Annotated in this window: 13 protein-coding genes; 7 read left to right on the plus strand and 6 right to left on the minus strand. The window is 67.9% G+C overall.

Translation table 11 applies throughout. The annotated features are described in order from the left end of the window. The 4 genes from LZ586_RS06000 to gspD are packed head-to-tail and all read left to right on the plus strand — an operon-like array spanning nucleotide 1 to nucleotide 3,735. Nucleotides 1–480: a prepilin-type N-terminal cleavage/methylation domain-containing protein gene (locus LZ586_RS06000; RefSeq protein ID WP_235078753.1), complete on the plus strand. Its 480-nt coding sequence runs from the start codon at nucleotides 1–3 to the stop codon at nucleotides 478–480. Further along, nucleotides 477–842 (plus strand): type II secretion system minor pseudopilin GspI, encoded by a 366-nt coding sequence (gene gspI, locus LZ586_RS06005; RefSeq protein WP_235078754.1) that lies wholly within the window; start codon nucleotides 477–479, stop codon nucleotides 840–842. The genes LZ586_RS06000 and gspI overlap by 4 nt, the downstream gene beginning before the upstream one ends. Next, nucleotides 839–1,633, plus strand: a complete 795-nt coding sequence (locus tag LZ586_RS06010; RefSeq protein WP_235078755.1) for a type II secretion system protein N — start codon at nucleotides 839–841, stop codon at nucleotides 1,631–1,633. The genes gspI and LZ586_RS06010 overlap by 4 nt, the downstream gene beginning before the upstream one ends. Nucleotides 1,634–1,650: 17 nt before the next feature. Continuing rightward, complete coding sequence (gene gspD, locus LZ586_RS06015; protein WP_235078756.1) at nucleotides 1,651–3,735, plus strand: type II secretion system secretin GspD; 2,085 nt, start codon at nucleotides 1,651–1,653, stop codon at nucleotides 3,733–3,735. Between the two features lie 8 nt (nucleotides 3,736–3,743). Here gspD and LZ586_RS06020 read toward each other — a convergent pair whose 3' ends face one another. From LZ586_RS06020 to LZ586_RS06030, 3 genes are read right to left on the minus strand one after another with little or no spacing between them, the layout of a single operon-like run. Next, nucleotides 3,744–4,166: a hypothetical protein gene (locus LZ586_RS06020; protein ID WP_235078757.1), complete on the minus strand. Its 423-nt coding sequence runs from the start codon at nucleotides 4,164–4,166 to the stop codon at nucleotides 3,744–3,746. Next, complete coding sequence (locus LZ586_RS06025) at nucleotides 4,157–4,621, minus strand: hypothetical protein (RefSeq protein ID WP_235078758.1); 465 nt, start codon at nucleotides 4,619–4,621, stop codon at nucleotides 4,157–4,159. The genes LZ586_RS06020 and LZ586_RS06025 overlap by 10 nt, the downstream gene beginning before the upstream one ends. Continuing rightward, complete coding sequence (locus tag LZ586_RS06030; RefSeq protein ID WP_235078759.1) at nucleotides 4,618–5,028, minus strand: hypothetical protein; 411 nt, start codon at nucleotides 5,026–5,028, stop codon at nucleotides 4,618–4,620. The genes LZ586_RS06025 and LZ586_RS06030 overlap by 4 nt, the downstream gene beginning before the upstream one ends. 294 nt (nucleotides 5,029–5,322) lie before the next feature. Between LZ586_RS06030 and LZ586_RS06035 the strand changes: the two genes are divergently transcribed. Next, nucleotides 5,323–7,806 carry a PhoX family protein gene (locus LZ586_RS06035; RefSeq protein WP_235078760.1) on the plus strand — a complete coding sequence of 828 codons (2,484 nt, stop codon included), beginning with the start codon at nucleotides 5,323–5,325 and terminating at the stop codon, nucleotides 7,804–7,806. A 218-nt stretch (nucleotides 7,807–8,024) separates the two neighbouring features. Here LZ586_RS06035 and LZ586_RS06040 read toward each other — a convergent pair whose 3' ends face one another. The 3 genes from LZ586_RS06040 to LZ586_RS06050 all read right to left on the minus strand — a co-directional run bounded on the left by LZ586_RS06040 (nucleotide 8,025) and on the right by LZ586_RS06050 (nucleotide 11,158). Continuing rightward, on the minus strand, nucleotides 8,025–8,372 hold the full coding sequence (locus LZ586_RS06040; protein WP_235078761.1) for a hypothetical protein: 348 nt from the start codon (nucleotides 8,370–8,372) through the stop codon (nucleotides 8,025–8,027). Nucleotides 8,373–8,453: 81 nt separating this feature from the next. After that, nucleotides 8,454–9,761, minus strand: a complete 1,308-nt coding sequence (locus LZ586_RS06045) for an amidohydrolase family protein (protein ID WP_235078762.1) — start codon at nucleotides 9,759–9,761, stop codon at nucleotides 8,454–8,456. Then, nucleotides 9,761–11,158 carry an amidohydrolase gene (locus LZ586_RS06050; protein ID WP_235079744.1) on the minus strand — a complete coding sequence of 466 codons (1,398 nt, stop codon included), beginning with the start codon at nucleotides 11,156–11,158 and terminating at the stop codon, nucleotides 9,761–9,763. Before LZ586_RS06050 ends, LZ586_RS06045 begins: the two co-directional genes overlap by 1 nt. Nucleotides 11,159–11,246: 88 nt before the next feature. Between LZ586_RS06050 and LZ586_RS06055 the strand changes: the two genes are divergently transcribed. Beyond that, complete coding sequence (locus LZ586_RS06055) at nucleotides 11,247–14,108, plus strand: PAS domain S-box protein (protein WP_235078763.1); 2,862 nt, start codon at nucleotides 11,247–11,249, stop codon at nucleotides 14,106–14,108. Further along, the gene (locus LZ586_RS06060; protein ID WP_235078764.1) at nucleotides 14,105–14,719 is read left to right on the plus strand and encodes a response regulator transcription factor; all 615 of its coding nucleotides are present in this window, start codon (nucleotides 14,105–14,107) and stop codon (nucleotides 14,717–14,719) included. The genes LZ586_RS06055 and LZ586_RS06060 overlap by 4 nt, the downstream gene beginning before the upstream one ends. The last annotated feature ends 248 nt before the right edge of the window (nucleotides 14,720–14,967 follow it).

Below are 14,967 nucleotides of genomic sequence, written 5' to 3' on the forward strand. Positions count from 1 at the left end.
ATGCGGCGGGCGGACAGCATCAAGCAAGGGCATGCCGAAGCAGGCATGACCCTGATCGAGATGCTGATCGTGCTCGCCATCATCGGCGTCGCGGCGGGTGCAGTGACGCTGGGGATCGGATCGGCCACGCGCGCGCCCACCGTCGAGACCGAGGCGCGCCGCCTGGCGATGCGCCTTCAGGCGGCGGCCGACGACGCGATGCTGGGCGACCGGATCGTCGCGTTCACGGCCGAGAAGCATGGCTATGGCTTCGCGACCGTCGGCACCGACGGGCGGATGATCGCGCGCACCGATGACGCGATGGCGTTTCACCGCCTGCCGGCCGGCATCGTCGTGACCCTGAATACCCGTCCTCCGGTGATGCTGGGCGTCGATGGCGTCGGCCGTCCCCTGGCGGCGATCATCGAGCGCGGCGACCAGCGCTGGCGCGTCACTTATGACGGCCTTACCGCCAGCGCCGCTCCGGCGCCCGCCGCATGATCAGGCGCGCCGCGGGGGAAGAAGGCTTCTCGCTGATCGAGGCCCTGGTGGCACTGGCGGTACTCGCCATCGCGACGGTGGGGCTGATGCGGACGGTCGAGTCGCACATCGACTCGACGCGGGGGCTGGAACGCCGCAGCGCGGCGATGTGGGTCGCCGAGAACCGGCTGGCCGAACTGGAGGCGCGCGTGACGGGCTCCGGCGACCAAGTCGAGATGCTGGGCCAGCGCTGGCGAGTCGTCGTGGAGCGGCGGCGGACCGACGATCCAGAAATCGAGCGCGTGCGGATCAACGTCTTTGCGGGCAAGGAGCGCTCGCCTCTTGCATCGCTCGACGGGTTCGTGGACGGTCGCCGCGGATGATTTCCCCCTTCAGCCTTACTCCTCGCCAGGCGCGCACCCTGCTCGACATACTGACCGGCGCCGTGGTGGTGTCGGTGGCGTTTGCGCTGGCCGGACTTACCTGGCGGATCGCCGGCCATGCCGGCACCGGGGCGATCATGGTGCCCGCGGGACGTGCCGGTCCCGCCGTCGCGCCCGACATCGCGCCTGCCCTGGCGCTTGCTCCTTTCGGCAAAGCCTCGTCCACGCAGGCTGCGCAGGCCACCAGCCTGCCGCTGGAGCTCAAGGGCGTGGTGGCGGCGGTGCCGACGTCGCTTTCCACTGCGTTTATCGCAGTGAGCGGCCAGCCTGCGGTGGCATTCCATGTCGGAGAAGCGGTGAACGGCGCGACGATCGAGGCGATCCTGCGCGACCGCGTCATCCTGTCCAGTGGCGGGCGCAGCGAGTTCCTGGCCTTCCCCGATCCCACCCTCTCGCCCGAACAGCGCGCCGCTGCCGCCGCTGCCCAGCCCGCCCAAGCGCCGGCAGCGGGCGGCGCGGTGACGCCGGTTCCGTCGGCGCCACCGGCTGCGGGCACCGCGGCGCTGCTCCAGCGGTTCGACGCCAGCCCGGTGAGCGGCGGCTACCGGATCGGCGACAACGGTCCGCCGGGCATGGTGCCCGGCGACGTCATCCAGTCGGTCAACGGCACTTCGCTCAGCGACCAGACCGCCGCCAACGCCGCCTTTGCCGCCGCCCAGGCGAGCGGCTCCGCACAAATCCAGATCCTTCGCGACGGCAAGCGGCTGACGCTGACCGTCCCGCTTCGTTGAAAAAGAGACCGCACCCCGTGTCCAAGCTCCGCTCCACCCTCGCCGCCCTTGCGCTCGCCGGCACCGCGCTGGATGCCATGGCCGCCATCGCGCAGACCGCGGAAACCGAGGCTGCCGATGTCGTGATCAACATGCGCGGCGTGGAGATCGCCGATGTCGCCGACCAGATCTCGCGCATCACCGGGCGCACGCTGATCCTGGATCCCGCGGTGAAGGGCACCGTGACCGTCACCTCCGCCACGCCGCTGACCAAGGCGGGGGTGTGGGAGCTGTTCCAGTCGGTGCTGCGCGCCAATGGCTTTTCGGCGGTGCGTTCGGGCCGCGCCTGGCGGGTGGTGCCCGCCGCCAACGCAGTGCGCGACGGCGGCGTGCCGAGCCGCGCCGCCGGGGGCCAGGAGCTCGTCACGCGGATGGTGCGGCTGGCCAACGTGCCTTCCGCCGATGTCGCGCGCGTTGTCCGCCCGTTGGTCGCGACCTTCGGCAGCGTCGAGCCGCTGACTGCACCCAACGCGATCGTCGTCACCGATTATGCCGACAATGTCCGCCGGGTGGAGGCGATCGCCCGCCAGCTGGACGGCGGCAGCGGCCAGAGCTTCGCCACGATCGCCCTGCGCAACGGCAATGCCGGTGACGTGGCCCAGTCGCTTCAGGCGGTGCTCGGCGACGCGCAGAGCGGCACCGGTGCACGCGTCGCGGCGGACGCCCGCAGCAACACGGTGATCATACGCGGCACCCCGGCGGCGGTGGCCGAGGCGCGGCGCATCGCCCTCTCGCTCGACCAGCCGGGCGGCGCCACGCCGATCACGCGCATGTTCCGCCTGAACTATGCCGACGCGGAGTCCGTCACCGACGTGCTGCGCGGAGTGCTGGGCCAGGGCGAGAGCGCCGACAATCCCGTCGCGCGCAGCCTGTCGGGGGGCAATTCGAACCCGTTCATGCGGCAGAACCCGTCGCAGATCCTGTCGGCGCTGCCGAACAGCGCAGCGGCGACCAGCGGCGGCATCGGCGCTGCCGCCGCCGCCGGTGGGCTGGGTGGCGGATTGGGCGTTCAGGCCCAGCCGCAGATGAGCAGCGAGCCCGGGCAGCGGCCCCAGGGCTTTTCGACCCCCGACCTGACGGTGCAGCCCGCGCCCGAGCTGAACGCCGTGGTGGTGCGCGGCACCCCGGCCGCGATAAACTCGATCGAGGGGCTCATAACCGAACTGGACGTGCGGCGGCCCCAGGTCATCATCGAAGCCGCCATCGCCGAGATCACCGGCGACGACGCCGAAGCGCTGGCGATCCAGCTCGGCACCGCCGGCGCGGCGCTCAACCGTGACGGCGTCGGCACTTCGTTCGGCGGCCAGGCCGGCCCCTCGCTCGGCGCCATCCTGACCACGCTCGGCGTGCCCGCCGGGGCGCTGCTGACCGGCGGATTGTCCGGCAATATCGGCTTTGGCGACAACTTCTCGATCCTGGTGCAGGCGCTGGGCACCTCGACCCGCGCGAACCTGCTGTCGACGCCGCAGATCACGACGCTGGACAATGTCGTCGGCGAGATCGTCGTCGGCCAGAACGTGCCGTTCGTGACCGGATCGATCCTCACCAACTCCAGCGACGTGAACCCCTATACGACGATCGAGCGCAAGGATGTCGGCATCACGCTGCGCATCCTGCCGCGGGTGAATGCCGGCGACACGATCCGGCTTCAGGTCAACCAGGAAGCGTCGTCAATCGCGAACACCACGGTTTCCGGCGCTTCCGACCTCATCACCAACCGCCGCGCGATCAACACCTCGGTCCTCGCCGACAATGGCGAGACGATCGTGCTGGGCGGCCTGATCAGCGACGACTACCAGGACACGCGCCAGCAGGTGCCGATCCTGGGCGACATCCCGATCGTCGGCGAGCTGTTCAAGAGCCGGCGCGAACAGCACGCGAAACGGACGCTGTTCATCTTCCTCAAGCCAACGATCCTGCGCGACGCGGGCGATGCGTCGGCGGCGACCAAGGACCGCTACAACCGCCTGCGTGCAGACGAGCTGGCGAATAATCGCCGCTCCAGCCTGCTGCTCGCGCCGCCCACTCCGCGGCTGACGGTGGAGATTGACGGAATCTACTGAGCGCGGGCTCAGCCGGCCGGCAAGGGCACGCGGACGCGCTGCGCGCCGCGGGTGAAGAAAGCGGCGTCGATCGCGAGCGCGGCGAGTTGCCAGCCATCGACGCTTTCCCCGATCTGGAGCGTGCGGGTGGCGCCGTCCGCCCCGCGCACCAGCGCCACTGCGTCGTCACCAAGCCGGCCGACCACGCCGACCAGCGCGGGCGCGTCGCCGGGCAAGGCCGCCTCTGCCTGATCGACGGGCGCGGTGAACAGCGCGCGCTCATACACCGGACCAAGCGCGGGCTGGTCGCGCACCTCCAGCGGCGGCGGGACGTCTTGCCCGCCCCCTGCCCCGGAGCGCGTGTGGGGAATCAGCAACAGCGCCGGCATCAGCACGGCGAAGGCTCCCGCGCCGGCGGCGGCCCACCAGCGGCGAGGAATGGTCACTGCCACGGCGCCAGCACCTCGCCCGTCAGGCGCACGCCGCCGCCGGCGATCGGCTCGACGCGCCAGGAGCGCAGCCGCATCACCGGGCGCTGCCGCTCCAGCGCGTCGGCGAATGCCAACACCGCCTTTTCGGCGCCGGACACCCGCAGCCGGACCGCCGCCGAGCCGTGCGGCATCGGCACCGCGCCGACCGTCTCGACCAGCACTCCGCCGGCCTTAGACAAGCCGGCGATCCGCGCGAAGATCGCGGCGCGGGCCGCTGCTTCGTCCGGAGCCTCGACCACGAGGCCCGACTTCAGAAGCGGCGCGGGCGTCTCCGGGCGGCGGGCGTCGTCGGCCAAGCGGGCGTGCACCGTCCGCGCAGCATCCAGCTTGCCCACCGCGTCCGCGGTGAAGGGACTGAGAACGAGCAGCGAGGCGACACCGCCGGCCATGCCCCAGGCGAGAGGTGGCCCCTTCATTCCGCTTCTCCGCGCCACGACACGATCATCGCCGCGTCGCCGCGCCGCTGGCCAATTTCGCGCAGGCCGGCAAAGCCAGGCGCGCGCCGCAGCGCGCTGCGCAGCGCGTCCGGATCGGGCGCGCGCACGTCGAGCTGCAGCACGCCCTCCGCGTTGCGCTCGGCGCGCGCCAGGCTCGCCTCCTTGGGAAGCGCGCCGGCCAGGGCGTCCAGGGTGGCGGTCAGGGTCGGCCGGGCGATCACCGAGGCGAGCCGGTCGCGCGTGCGTTCGGCTTCGGCATGGCGGGCGGTTCGGGGCGCGAGCTGCGCCTCGAGTAGCGCGGCCTGCCCGCGCTCGCGGTCCGTCAGCAGCTTCGCGCCGGCCAGGGTCAGCGCGGGCCCAAGCGCGATCAGCCCGGCGACGAGCATCGCCTCGCGCCATCGCGGCGGCGGCGGGGTATCTGGGGAAGGCCGCCGGCGGATACGAAGGATGCGGGCCGCTAGGCTTTCGCCCCGTGGCGGTACGAGATCGTCCCTGTCAGGCTCACCGGCTTTCATCGAATCGCCGCTTACGCGCTGTGGCGCCCCGGAGCAAAGCGTCACATTATCGTCGCCGAAGAGTCACCGGTTAGCCGCCGCTCTCTCATCACACTGTAAACGAGCCCTTCCAAGAGCAAGGCAGACCGGGTCGCGATTGGCCCGGCGTCCTGGGGGACTCATTCCATGAACGACCTGACCGAGACGCCCTTCGGCTATTCCGATGGCGACGTCGACACCAACACCAGCTCGGCCATCACCTTGAACGAACTGGCGGACCAGCGCCTTTCGCGGCGCCAGACGCTGCGTGGCGGCTCGGCCATCGTCGCCGCGACGCTGGGCGGATCGGTCCTGGCGGCATGCGACTCGAACGACGACCGCCCGGACGGGCCCAGCGCCCCCACGGTGAACGCCGGCGCCGCGACCACCACTTCGGCAGGCCGCATGGTCACGCTGAACGGCAGCGCGGAAGGTGCGACCGCTTATTCCTGGACTCAAGTCTCGGGTCCGACCGTGACGATCGAGAACCCGAACAGCGCGAAGGCCTCGTTCATGGCGCCGGCAGTGTCGGCGGCGACGACGTTCACCTTCCAGCTCGCCGCTGCGGGTGGGTCGAACGCGGCGACCGCGACCACCACCGTCACGGTGAACCCGGCAGTGCTCGGCTTCGCGGCGGTTGCCAAGAACAAGCTGGACGTGGTGAGCGTCCCCGAGGGCTATACGGTCCAGGTGATCAACCGCACGGGTGATCCGATCGGTGCCAACGTGCCCGCGTACAAGAACGACGGCACCGACACCAACTTCGCCCAGCGCATCGGCGATCACGGCGACGCGCTGTACTGGTACGGCCTGGCTGCGACCGGCACTGCGCGTGACGCGGCGAACTCGGCGCGTGGCCTGCTCGTGCAGAACCACGAAAACATCAACCAGCAGTACCTTCACCCGAACGGCGCGACCAGCAACGGCGGCATCCGCCCCGAAGCCGAGGCGATCAAGGAGATCGAGTGCCACGGCGTGAGCGTCACGGAAGTAAGCCAGAACGCCGCCCGTGCCTGGAGCGTGAACCAGGCCAGCAGCCTCAACCGCCGCATCACCCCAAGCACGCCGATGGTGTTCAACGGCCCGGTCAAGGGTTCGGACCTGATCAAGACCGCCCATTCGGCCGACGGCACCACGGGCCGCGGCACGATCAACAATTGCGCCAACGGCACCACGCCATGGGGCACGGCGATAACCTGCGAAGAGAATTGGGCCGGCTATTTCCGCCGCCCGCTCGCCGACATCGCAGGCCGCACGGCGAAGGAAATCACTGCGCTGAACCGCTATGGCGTGACCGGAAACGGCAATTTCAGCTGGTCCACGGTCGTGCCGGCAGATGCCACGAACACGCTCTTCCGCCGCTGGAACGCCACCGTGTCGGGTGCGTCGGCGACCGCGGACTTCCGCAACGAACCCAACCAGTTCGGCTGGATCGTCGAGATCGATCCGTACAGCCCGGGCTCGACCCCGCGCAAGCGCACCGCGCTGGGCCGCATGGGCCATGAGGGCTGCTGGCCGGGCGCATTCGTCGCCGGCAAGAAGCCTGCATGGTATATGGGCGACGACGCCACGAACGAATATATGTACAAGTTCGTGTCGGATACCGCCTGGGTCGCCGCGGATGCGACCGCGACCGACCGGCTGGCCACCGGCGACAAGTATCTGGACAAGGGTACGCTCTACGTCGCCCGCTTCAACGCCGATGGTACCGGCCAGTGGCTGCCACTGGTGTTCGGGCAGAACGGCCTCACCGCGACCAGCACCGTCTATCCGTTCGCGGATCAGGCCGACGTGCTGGTCAACACCCGCCTTGCCGCCGACGTTCTTGGCGCCACGCCGATGGACCGTCCGGAATGGACCGCCGTCAATCCGGTTACCGGCGACGTGTATCTGACGCTCACCAACAACGGCAATCGCGTCACGACGGCCGACACGCCGTCCGCCAGCCAGCGCCGTACCGATGCCGCCAACCCGCGCGTCTACATCGATCCGCCCAGCACCTCGCGCGGCAACCGCAATGGCCATATCGTCCGTCTCAAGGAGACCGGCAACAGCACTGACGCGACCAGCTTCACCTGGGACATCTACCTGTTCGGCGCCGGCGCCGATCTGGACGCGGCGAACATCAATGTGTCGGGCCTGACCGCGGATCAGGATTTCTCGAGCCCGGACGGCCTGTATTTCAGCCGCTCCACCAACGCAGCCGGCCAAGTGAAGCCGCTGCTCTGGTTCCAGACCGATGACAGCGCCTATACCGACGTCACCAACTGCATGATGCTCGCCGCGCTTCCGGGCACGGTGGGCGATGGCGGCGCGCGCACCATCACCAACAGCAACGCCGCCGGGGTGACGTCGACGCAGGCGACACGCGTCGGGGCGGCCCCTTCCGCCGCGACGCTGAAGCGCTTCCTCGTGGGCCCGGTGGAGTGCGAGATCACCGGCATCGACACCACGCCGGACGGCCGCACGATCTTCGTCGGCATCCAGCATCCCGGCGAGAACGGCACCCCCGCGGCGCCGAGCAGCCACTGGCCCGACAGCCAGGCGACCGGCACCGCCGGCGCGACGATCCGCCCGCGCTCCGCAGTGGTCGTGATCAGCAAGACCGATGGTGGTGTCGTCGGGCTCTAAGGCCCGGTACAGCGCGAACGAAGAAGGGGAGGTTCCGATCGGAACCTCCCCTTTTCTTTTCCTGTCTCCTGACAGGGCGGCGAAGCCTCAAGGGAGGAGCGCCCACCCTCGTCACCCCGGCCTTGAACCGGGGTCACGCTTCTTCTTCCTCACTCCCAACACGCCCGTGAACGCAGTGCCGTCAGCAGCCCCCGCCCAAGCCCGACGTGACGGAATCCCTACCGGTCCGACCGGCTGACGATGTTGGCGGTCCCGTCGGGCGAGATCGTGATCATGTGGCTCTGGCCGCCATCGCAATTCGCGCGCCAGAGCGGCCGGCCATCCTGATCCTCCATCCGCTCCGACGTCTTGACTGCCTGGCACGGCAGGTTCGCGTCGAGGATCGCGCGGATGAACACCACGTTGCGCTCACGCTCGGGAAGCGCCGCGACCCGCGCGCCGATATCCTCGCCGGACGCGTTGGCGGTGAGATTGGCCGCCGCGTTCGACGCGGGCTCCCGCTCCTGCGCACCCTGGCAGCCCGCCAACGCCAGCGCGGCGCCTGCCATCCACAGCAACTGCTTCATGTAGATCTCCCGATGCTTAGAGTCGGCAATGCCACAGACACCGCCAAGGTTCCGGGCGGGCAACGGCCCGCCCGGAGTCACTCAGTGCTGGTACGCCTTGGGAAGCGCGCCTTCGCGCGGGTTCCAGTAACGGTCGCGCAGGCGGGTCTGGCGGCTGGTCATCGGCTGCTCGACACCGTCGATGAATACCTGCGTCGCCGAACTGCCGAGTTCGAGCGGATCGCCGTCCCAGATCACCACGTCGCCGCGCCGGCCGCTGCGTAGCGAGCCGAACTCGTCGCCCATGCCGAGCGCCTCGGCGGTGCGCGAAGAGATTGCGGCGAATGCCTCGCCCCAGCTCAGCCCGCTGGCGCCCGGGATCCTGCCCAGAGCAACCAGATTGCCGGCATATTGCTTTTCCCAGCGCGCCTGGCGCGCTTCGTCCTGGTTGATCGTGCCGATGCCGACCAGCACGCCCGCCGTCTTCATCCGGCCGATGTTGGACTGAGTCGCCGCCAGTTGCTCGAAGGACGACGGCAGGTCGGCCACTGCGGAGGCGATCACCGGGACTCCCGCCGCCGCGATCTCACGCGCAACGGTCCAGCCTTCGGTCGCGCCGACCAGCACCAGCTTGAGCCCAGGCATCTCCCGCTTGAGCTGCAACAGCACCAATATGTCCGACGCCCGCTCGACATGCGCGAGCAGCAGCGTGCGGCCCTGTACCACCGGTACCAGCGCCTCGGCGTCGGCGCGGGTGAGCAGCGCCTCCTTGCCGCGATCGTTGAAGCCGGCGGGGTTGCGAACATAGTCGCGCACTTCAAACAGCGTGTTCTTGAGCAGCGCGTACGCCGCCGAGCGGCTGCCCCCCGCCGCACGCGCGCCAGCCTCGCCATATTCCATGAACTGGAAGGCGCGCGGTTTGGTGACCGCGTCCATGTCGGCGCCGGTGTCGATCACTGCACCCTGCCCGGCGAAGATCGACCCGCTGCTGTTGTCGGGTGCGACCACGGCGCGGGTGACGCCCTCCAGCCGATTTACCGCCAGCGGGGTGCTCTTCGGGTTGACCGCCGGGGCGACGTCGAGCGCCGCGTCGAACGGCGAATTGGCCGCGCTGGTGTCGTTGGTCGCCTCGACGCCGTCGACTTCGACGATGCCCATGCGCGTGAAGCCCGCGAAGATGCCGGGCGATACCCAGCGCCCTCCGGCATCGATCACCCGCACGCCGGCGGGGACGGCCACTCCGGCACCGGCGGCGACCACGCGCCCGCCGCGTACGACGACGGTGCCGCCCTCGACCGGGGCCGAACCGTCGCCGACCACCAGCTTGGCATTGGTGATGGCGATGTCCTGCGCGCAGGCTGGTGCCGCGAGCCCGATGGCCGCGGCGGCGGAAAGAAGCAGCGCCTTCATCACTTCACGTCCCCTTCGCCCGGCTGGCCCAGCTCGAAGTCCGACACCGGGCGGAGCTTCGGATTGTTGGCGTCATAGAGCAGCGCGCCGTCGACCCACACCATCTGCGGCCGGGTGTAGACGCTGAACGGGTTGCCGTTCCACAGCACCACGTCCGCCATCTTGCCTGGCTTCAGGCTGCCGGTGCGGTCGGCAATGCCCAGCGCCTTGGCCGGGTTGATCGCCAGCCAGCGCCATGCCTGCGCTTCGGAGATGCCGTACCCCGCCTTGATCCCGGACATGCGCGCCTTAGCGACTTCCTGGTTGAGGCGCTGGATGCCGTTCTCGTCGTCCGAATGGATCATCGCACAGGTGCCTTGCTTTTCGAGGATGGCAAGGTTCTCGTTCACTGCGTCATAGGCTTCCATCTTGAAGCCGTACCAGTCGGCCCACACCGCCGCGCAGGTGTCGTTTTCCTTCAGAAGGTCGGCGATCTTGTACGCCTCGACCGCGTGGTGGAACGCCGTCACCTTGTAGCCGAACTCCTTGGCCATATCGAGGACGTTGGCCATTTCGTCGGCGCGGTAGCAATGGTTCTGGATCAGGATCTCACCGTCCAGCACGCCGCGCAGCGTGTCCATGGCGATGTCGCGGCCCGGCATCTCGCCGCCCTTGTCCTCATATCGGTCCCAGCGGCGCTTATACTCCGCGGCCTTAGCCCAGGTCTGGCGGTCGACGGCGATGTTGCCCATCCGCGTCGAGGGCTGCCGCCCCTTCGAGCCATAGACGCGCTTGGGGTTCTCGCCGCACGCCATCTTGAGGCCGTACGGCGCGCCGGGGAACTTCATGCCCTGCATCGTGCGGGCATAGACGTTCTTGAGCACCACCGAACGTCCGCCGAACAGGTTGGCGGAGCCCGGCAGGATCTGCAGCGTGGTGACGCCGCCATTGGTCAGCGCGCGGCTGAAGCCCGGGTCCTGGGGCCAGACGCTGTGCTCGGCCCAGACGTCGGCGGTGACGGGACCGGTCGCCTCGTTCCCATCGGACAGCGCGGGCACGCCGGGCGAGGGATAGTCGCCCAGGTGGCTGTGGATGTCGATCACGCCGGGGGTGACGTACTTGCCCTGCCCGTCGATCACCGTCACATCGGCGTCGCGGCTGAGATTCTGCCCGACCGCGACGATCTTGCCGTCGCGAAACAGCACCGAGCCGCCTTCGATCCGACCGCCTTCACCGTCGAGCACGGTGACGTTGGTCACCAGCGTCGCCGCACCGGGATAGGCGTGGTAGGTCGATGGGTAAGGGTCGTGCGAATACCCCTTTCCCCTGCCCGGCGCGCGCGACTGATCCGCGCTCGCGGTCTCGGGCCTGGTTTGCGCAGTCGTGCATCCCGCCAGGGCCACAAGGCTGGCCCCCATCAGCATCGCTCGAATCAAAATGCTTGTCCCCCAAAGGTCGGCCGGGCCGCCCGCGCCGTCCTGAAGTGATCGCCGGGTTCATCGCGCATTGCAAGCGGGCCGGCAGGGAACAGAAATCGCGCAGACAATTTGGTGTGTTGAACAAGTCTTCTCTGGAGTTTTACGGAGGTTCGCACATATTGTTAACCACTGTAGGGGCTTTGAGGGACCTCGCGGATCCTGTGCAGGGGCAGGTGACTTGCGTGTAAGCAGCGTTGAATCGCGCCCGCTAGTAGATGCGGGGCAGAAAAACCGATCGATTGCAGCGGCTATTGCTGTCGCTGCCTGTCTATGCAGCCTTGCATCCTTGATGGGCTGGCTGTTCGATTTTCCGCAACTGCGAACCTTCGGTTTCGACACCTTTCCCGTCCGCCCGCTGACCAGCCTTGGCCATCTAGCACTCGCTGCCGGTCTGCTGGCGGTGGTAGCAGAGAGGCCGCGCGTTGCGGTATTGCTGTGGCTTGTGCCGCTGGCGGTCGCGGAATCGTATCTGGTCGAGGCACTCACGCACGACGTGTGGAGTGTGGCGCGTCTGATCGGGGATGCCCCGAGCGCGGCAGCCGACGCCAGCGCCGTCGTGCGGCCTCGCGTCAGCAGCATAGCCATTCTCTTCCTGCTGACCCTGGCCGCCTATGGCTCGCTGGTCCGCAAATGGCTGTCGGCCGAGATAGCGGGCCTGGTCGCGACGTTGATCCTCTGCCTGTCCGCCGCGGCGATCGTGCTGGTGCTGTTTTCCGAACCCGGCGGCGCGACGCCCCGAGTCTTGATAGCGCCCATGCCCGCGGCGATATGCGGATTTGCGCTGTCACTCTCCTTGATCGTCCTCAGCATCGACCTGGGCTGGGTACGCGCGATCGCCTCCAGGCGCGGCAATCTTTGGATGTTGGGGCTCCTGCCCGCAGCGCTGCTGCTGCCGGTGATCCCTTCGCTCCTCGAACTCTTCTTCCTGCGCGGAAAAGGCGTGTCGGTGGCGGCGACCGGGACGCTGGTCACCCTGTGCAACATGATGATCGTCGGCGTGATCGCCTATTGGTCAATCACGCGGATCGCCAAGGCGCAGGCGACCTCCATCGAGCTGTCGGAGGCGCTGAACGCGGCAACGGTCGCGATCACCACCGCCACCGGGCGCATCGTCTATTGGTCGGCGGGCTGCGAGAAGCTGTACGGCTGGAGCGCGGAGGAAGCTCAGGGGCAGAACAAATACGCCCTGCTTCGCTCCTTCTGCCCGATCCGCCCGACCGAGCCCCGCCCCACGAACGGCGTTGCGCAGGAACTGGTGGAGCGCGACCGCAACGGTCGGGACATCTTCGTGATAGAACATGGCATCAGCGTGAGCAGCCCGGGACGGGAACCGGTGATCGCGCTCAAGATGACCGACGCGACCGAGCGCCGGAAGGCAGTCGAAGCGTTGAAGGAAACCGAGGAACGGCTTGCCGTCGCGGCGCTGGCGCAGGAATTGGGTGTCTTCGAATGGGACGTCGCGAGCGGGCGGATCGATTGGTCGCCCGGCACTGAATTGCGGCTCGGCCTGTACCCGGGAAGCATGTCCGATTTCGACAGCTGGAGCGCGCAGGTCGCGCCCGAGGACCTGCAGAGCAGCCTCGATACCATTGCCCGCGCGGTTCAGGCCCGGGCCGGCCGCTTCGGCTTCCGCTATCGCTTCCGCCAGCCCAATGGTGGCGTGCGCGCGGTGGAAGGGTCGTCCCGCGCCTTCTACGACGATGAGGGGAACCTCGTGCGCACGGTGGGGGTGATCCTCGACATCACCGAACGCGAGGAACATGACTCGGAACTGCGCCAGCGCGAGGCACAGCTCCGCTCGATCCTTCAGGCCGTTCCGGACGCGATGATCGTCACCGACGACCAGGGAATCATCCAGCAGTTCAGCGCCGCGGCCGAGCGGCTGTGGGGCTACCGCTCGACCGACGTCGTGGGACGCCCCGCAACGATCCTGGTCCCGGAACAGATGCGCGAACCGCACATGACGGTGCTCCGCCGCTTCCTGCAACATGGCGAAGGCGTGATCGGTGACGTCCACACCAGCACCGCGGAGCTGGCCGACGGCCGCCGCTACCCGATCGAGATCCGCACCGGCGTGGCCAGGGTCGACGACCGCTTCCTGCTGACCATGTTCGTCCGCGACCTAAGCGAGCGGCTCGCGGCCGAGGAGCGCTTGAGCGATCTCAGCGCCGAAATCGCCCATGTCTCCCGGCAGAGCGCGATGAGCGAGCTTGCCGCCGATCTCGCGCACGAATTGAACCAGCCGCTAAGCGCGACTTCCAATTATCTTTCGGCCGCGCGGATGCTGCTCGAACGGGGCGAAGGGGCGGAACGAGTCATCGAACTGCTCCGCTCCGGCGCCGATCAGACGCATCGCGCCGGGGAGATCATCCGGCGGATGCGCGCGTTCATGGCGCGCGGCGAAGTCGAGATGCGCGCCGAATCGATCGAGCGCACGGTGCGGGACGCGGCCGACCTGGTGCAGGTCGGCACCACCCACTTCAATATCCGGATTGCTTTCCAGCTCGATCCCGAGGTCAGGTTCGTCTTCGCCGACCGCATACAGGTACAGCAAGTGCTGGTGAACTTGATGCGCAATGCAATGGAGGCGCTCCGCAGTAGCGACCGGCCCGACCGCATCGTCACGATCGGATCGCGCAAGACCGACGACCAGATGGTGGAACTAGCCGTCAGCGACAATGGTCCGGGCATTCCTGCGCAAGTATTGGAAAACATGTTCTCCCGCTTCACCACGACAAAAGGCAGCCGCGGTGGAATGGGTATTGGACTTTCGATAAGCAAGCGTATCATCGAGGCACATGGCGGCTCGCTGAGTGCCGCCAACCAGCCGGGAGGAGGCGCGATCTTTCGTTTTACCTTGCCGATGATCGAAGGGGGTCACGATCAATGACGAGAACGGTTTACATCGTGGACGATGACGATGCGGTCCGCGCATCGCTGCATACACTGCTTTCCATCCGCAACGACCTGCTGATCCGCAGCTACCGTTCAGGGGATGCGTTTCTTCAGGAAGTGGGCGATCTCGACCCAGGTGTCGTATTGCTCGATTTCCACATGCCGGGGGCGACCGGGCTGGACGTGCTCAACGCGCTGGGCAAGAACCCGAAGTTCGTTGCGATCGTGCTGACCGGACAGGGCAATGTCGGGCTCGCGGTCCAGGCGATGAAGGCCGGCGCGCTCGATTTCGTCGAAAAGCCGTACGAAGCCGAAGTGCTGATGCAGCTGGTCGACACCGCCTTTGCGCGGCTGGAACAAGGCAGCGAGGCGGCGGCCCGAGTCAACGCCGCCGAGGTCAAGATCGCCAAGCTTTCGCCAAGGGAAACCGACGTATTGAAGGGCCTGATCGAAGGCCGCTCGAACAAGATCATCGCCTTCGAACTGGACATCAGCCCCCGCACGGTCGAGATCTACCGTGCCAACCTCATGGAAAAACTCGAGGTCCGCAGCCTTTCCGAAGCGCTGCGTATCGCCTTTGCCGCAGGACTATTTCCGAACAGCTGAAGAATACGGCTGCGCCTCTCTCCGTCGCACTCAGACGGAGAGAGGCTACGGCACCCGGCAGAACTTCTCCATCTGCATCGAGCGAGGTGGCAGAAAGGTGCGGGCCGCAGCCACCCGATCAAACGTAGACATCTGGCCCGTCGTGCAGGTTACGATTCGTCCTAAGGGAAACTCCCTAGGATCAACTCTTGTGTGGCCATCCCCTCTACAATACTCGTGATGGGTCTAGGCCCGCTTGTTGATCCAGG

It is taken from the genome of Sphingomonas sp. S2-65 (genome assembly GCF_021513175.1).
Classification (GTDB): Bacteria; Pseudomonadota; Alphaproteobacteria; order Sphingomonadales; family Sphingomonadaceae; genus Sphingomonas.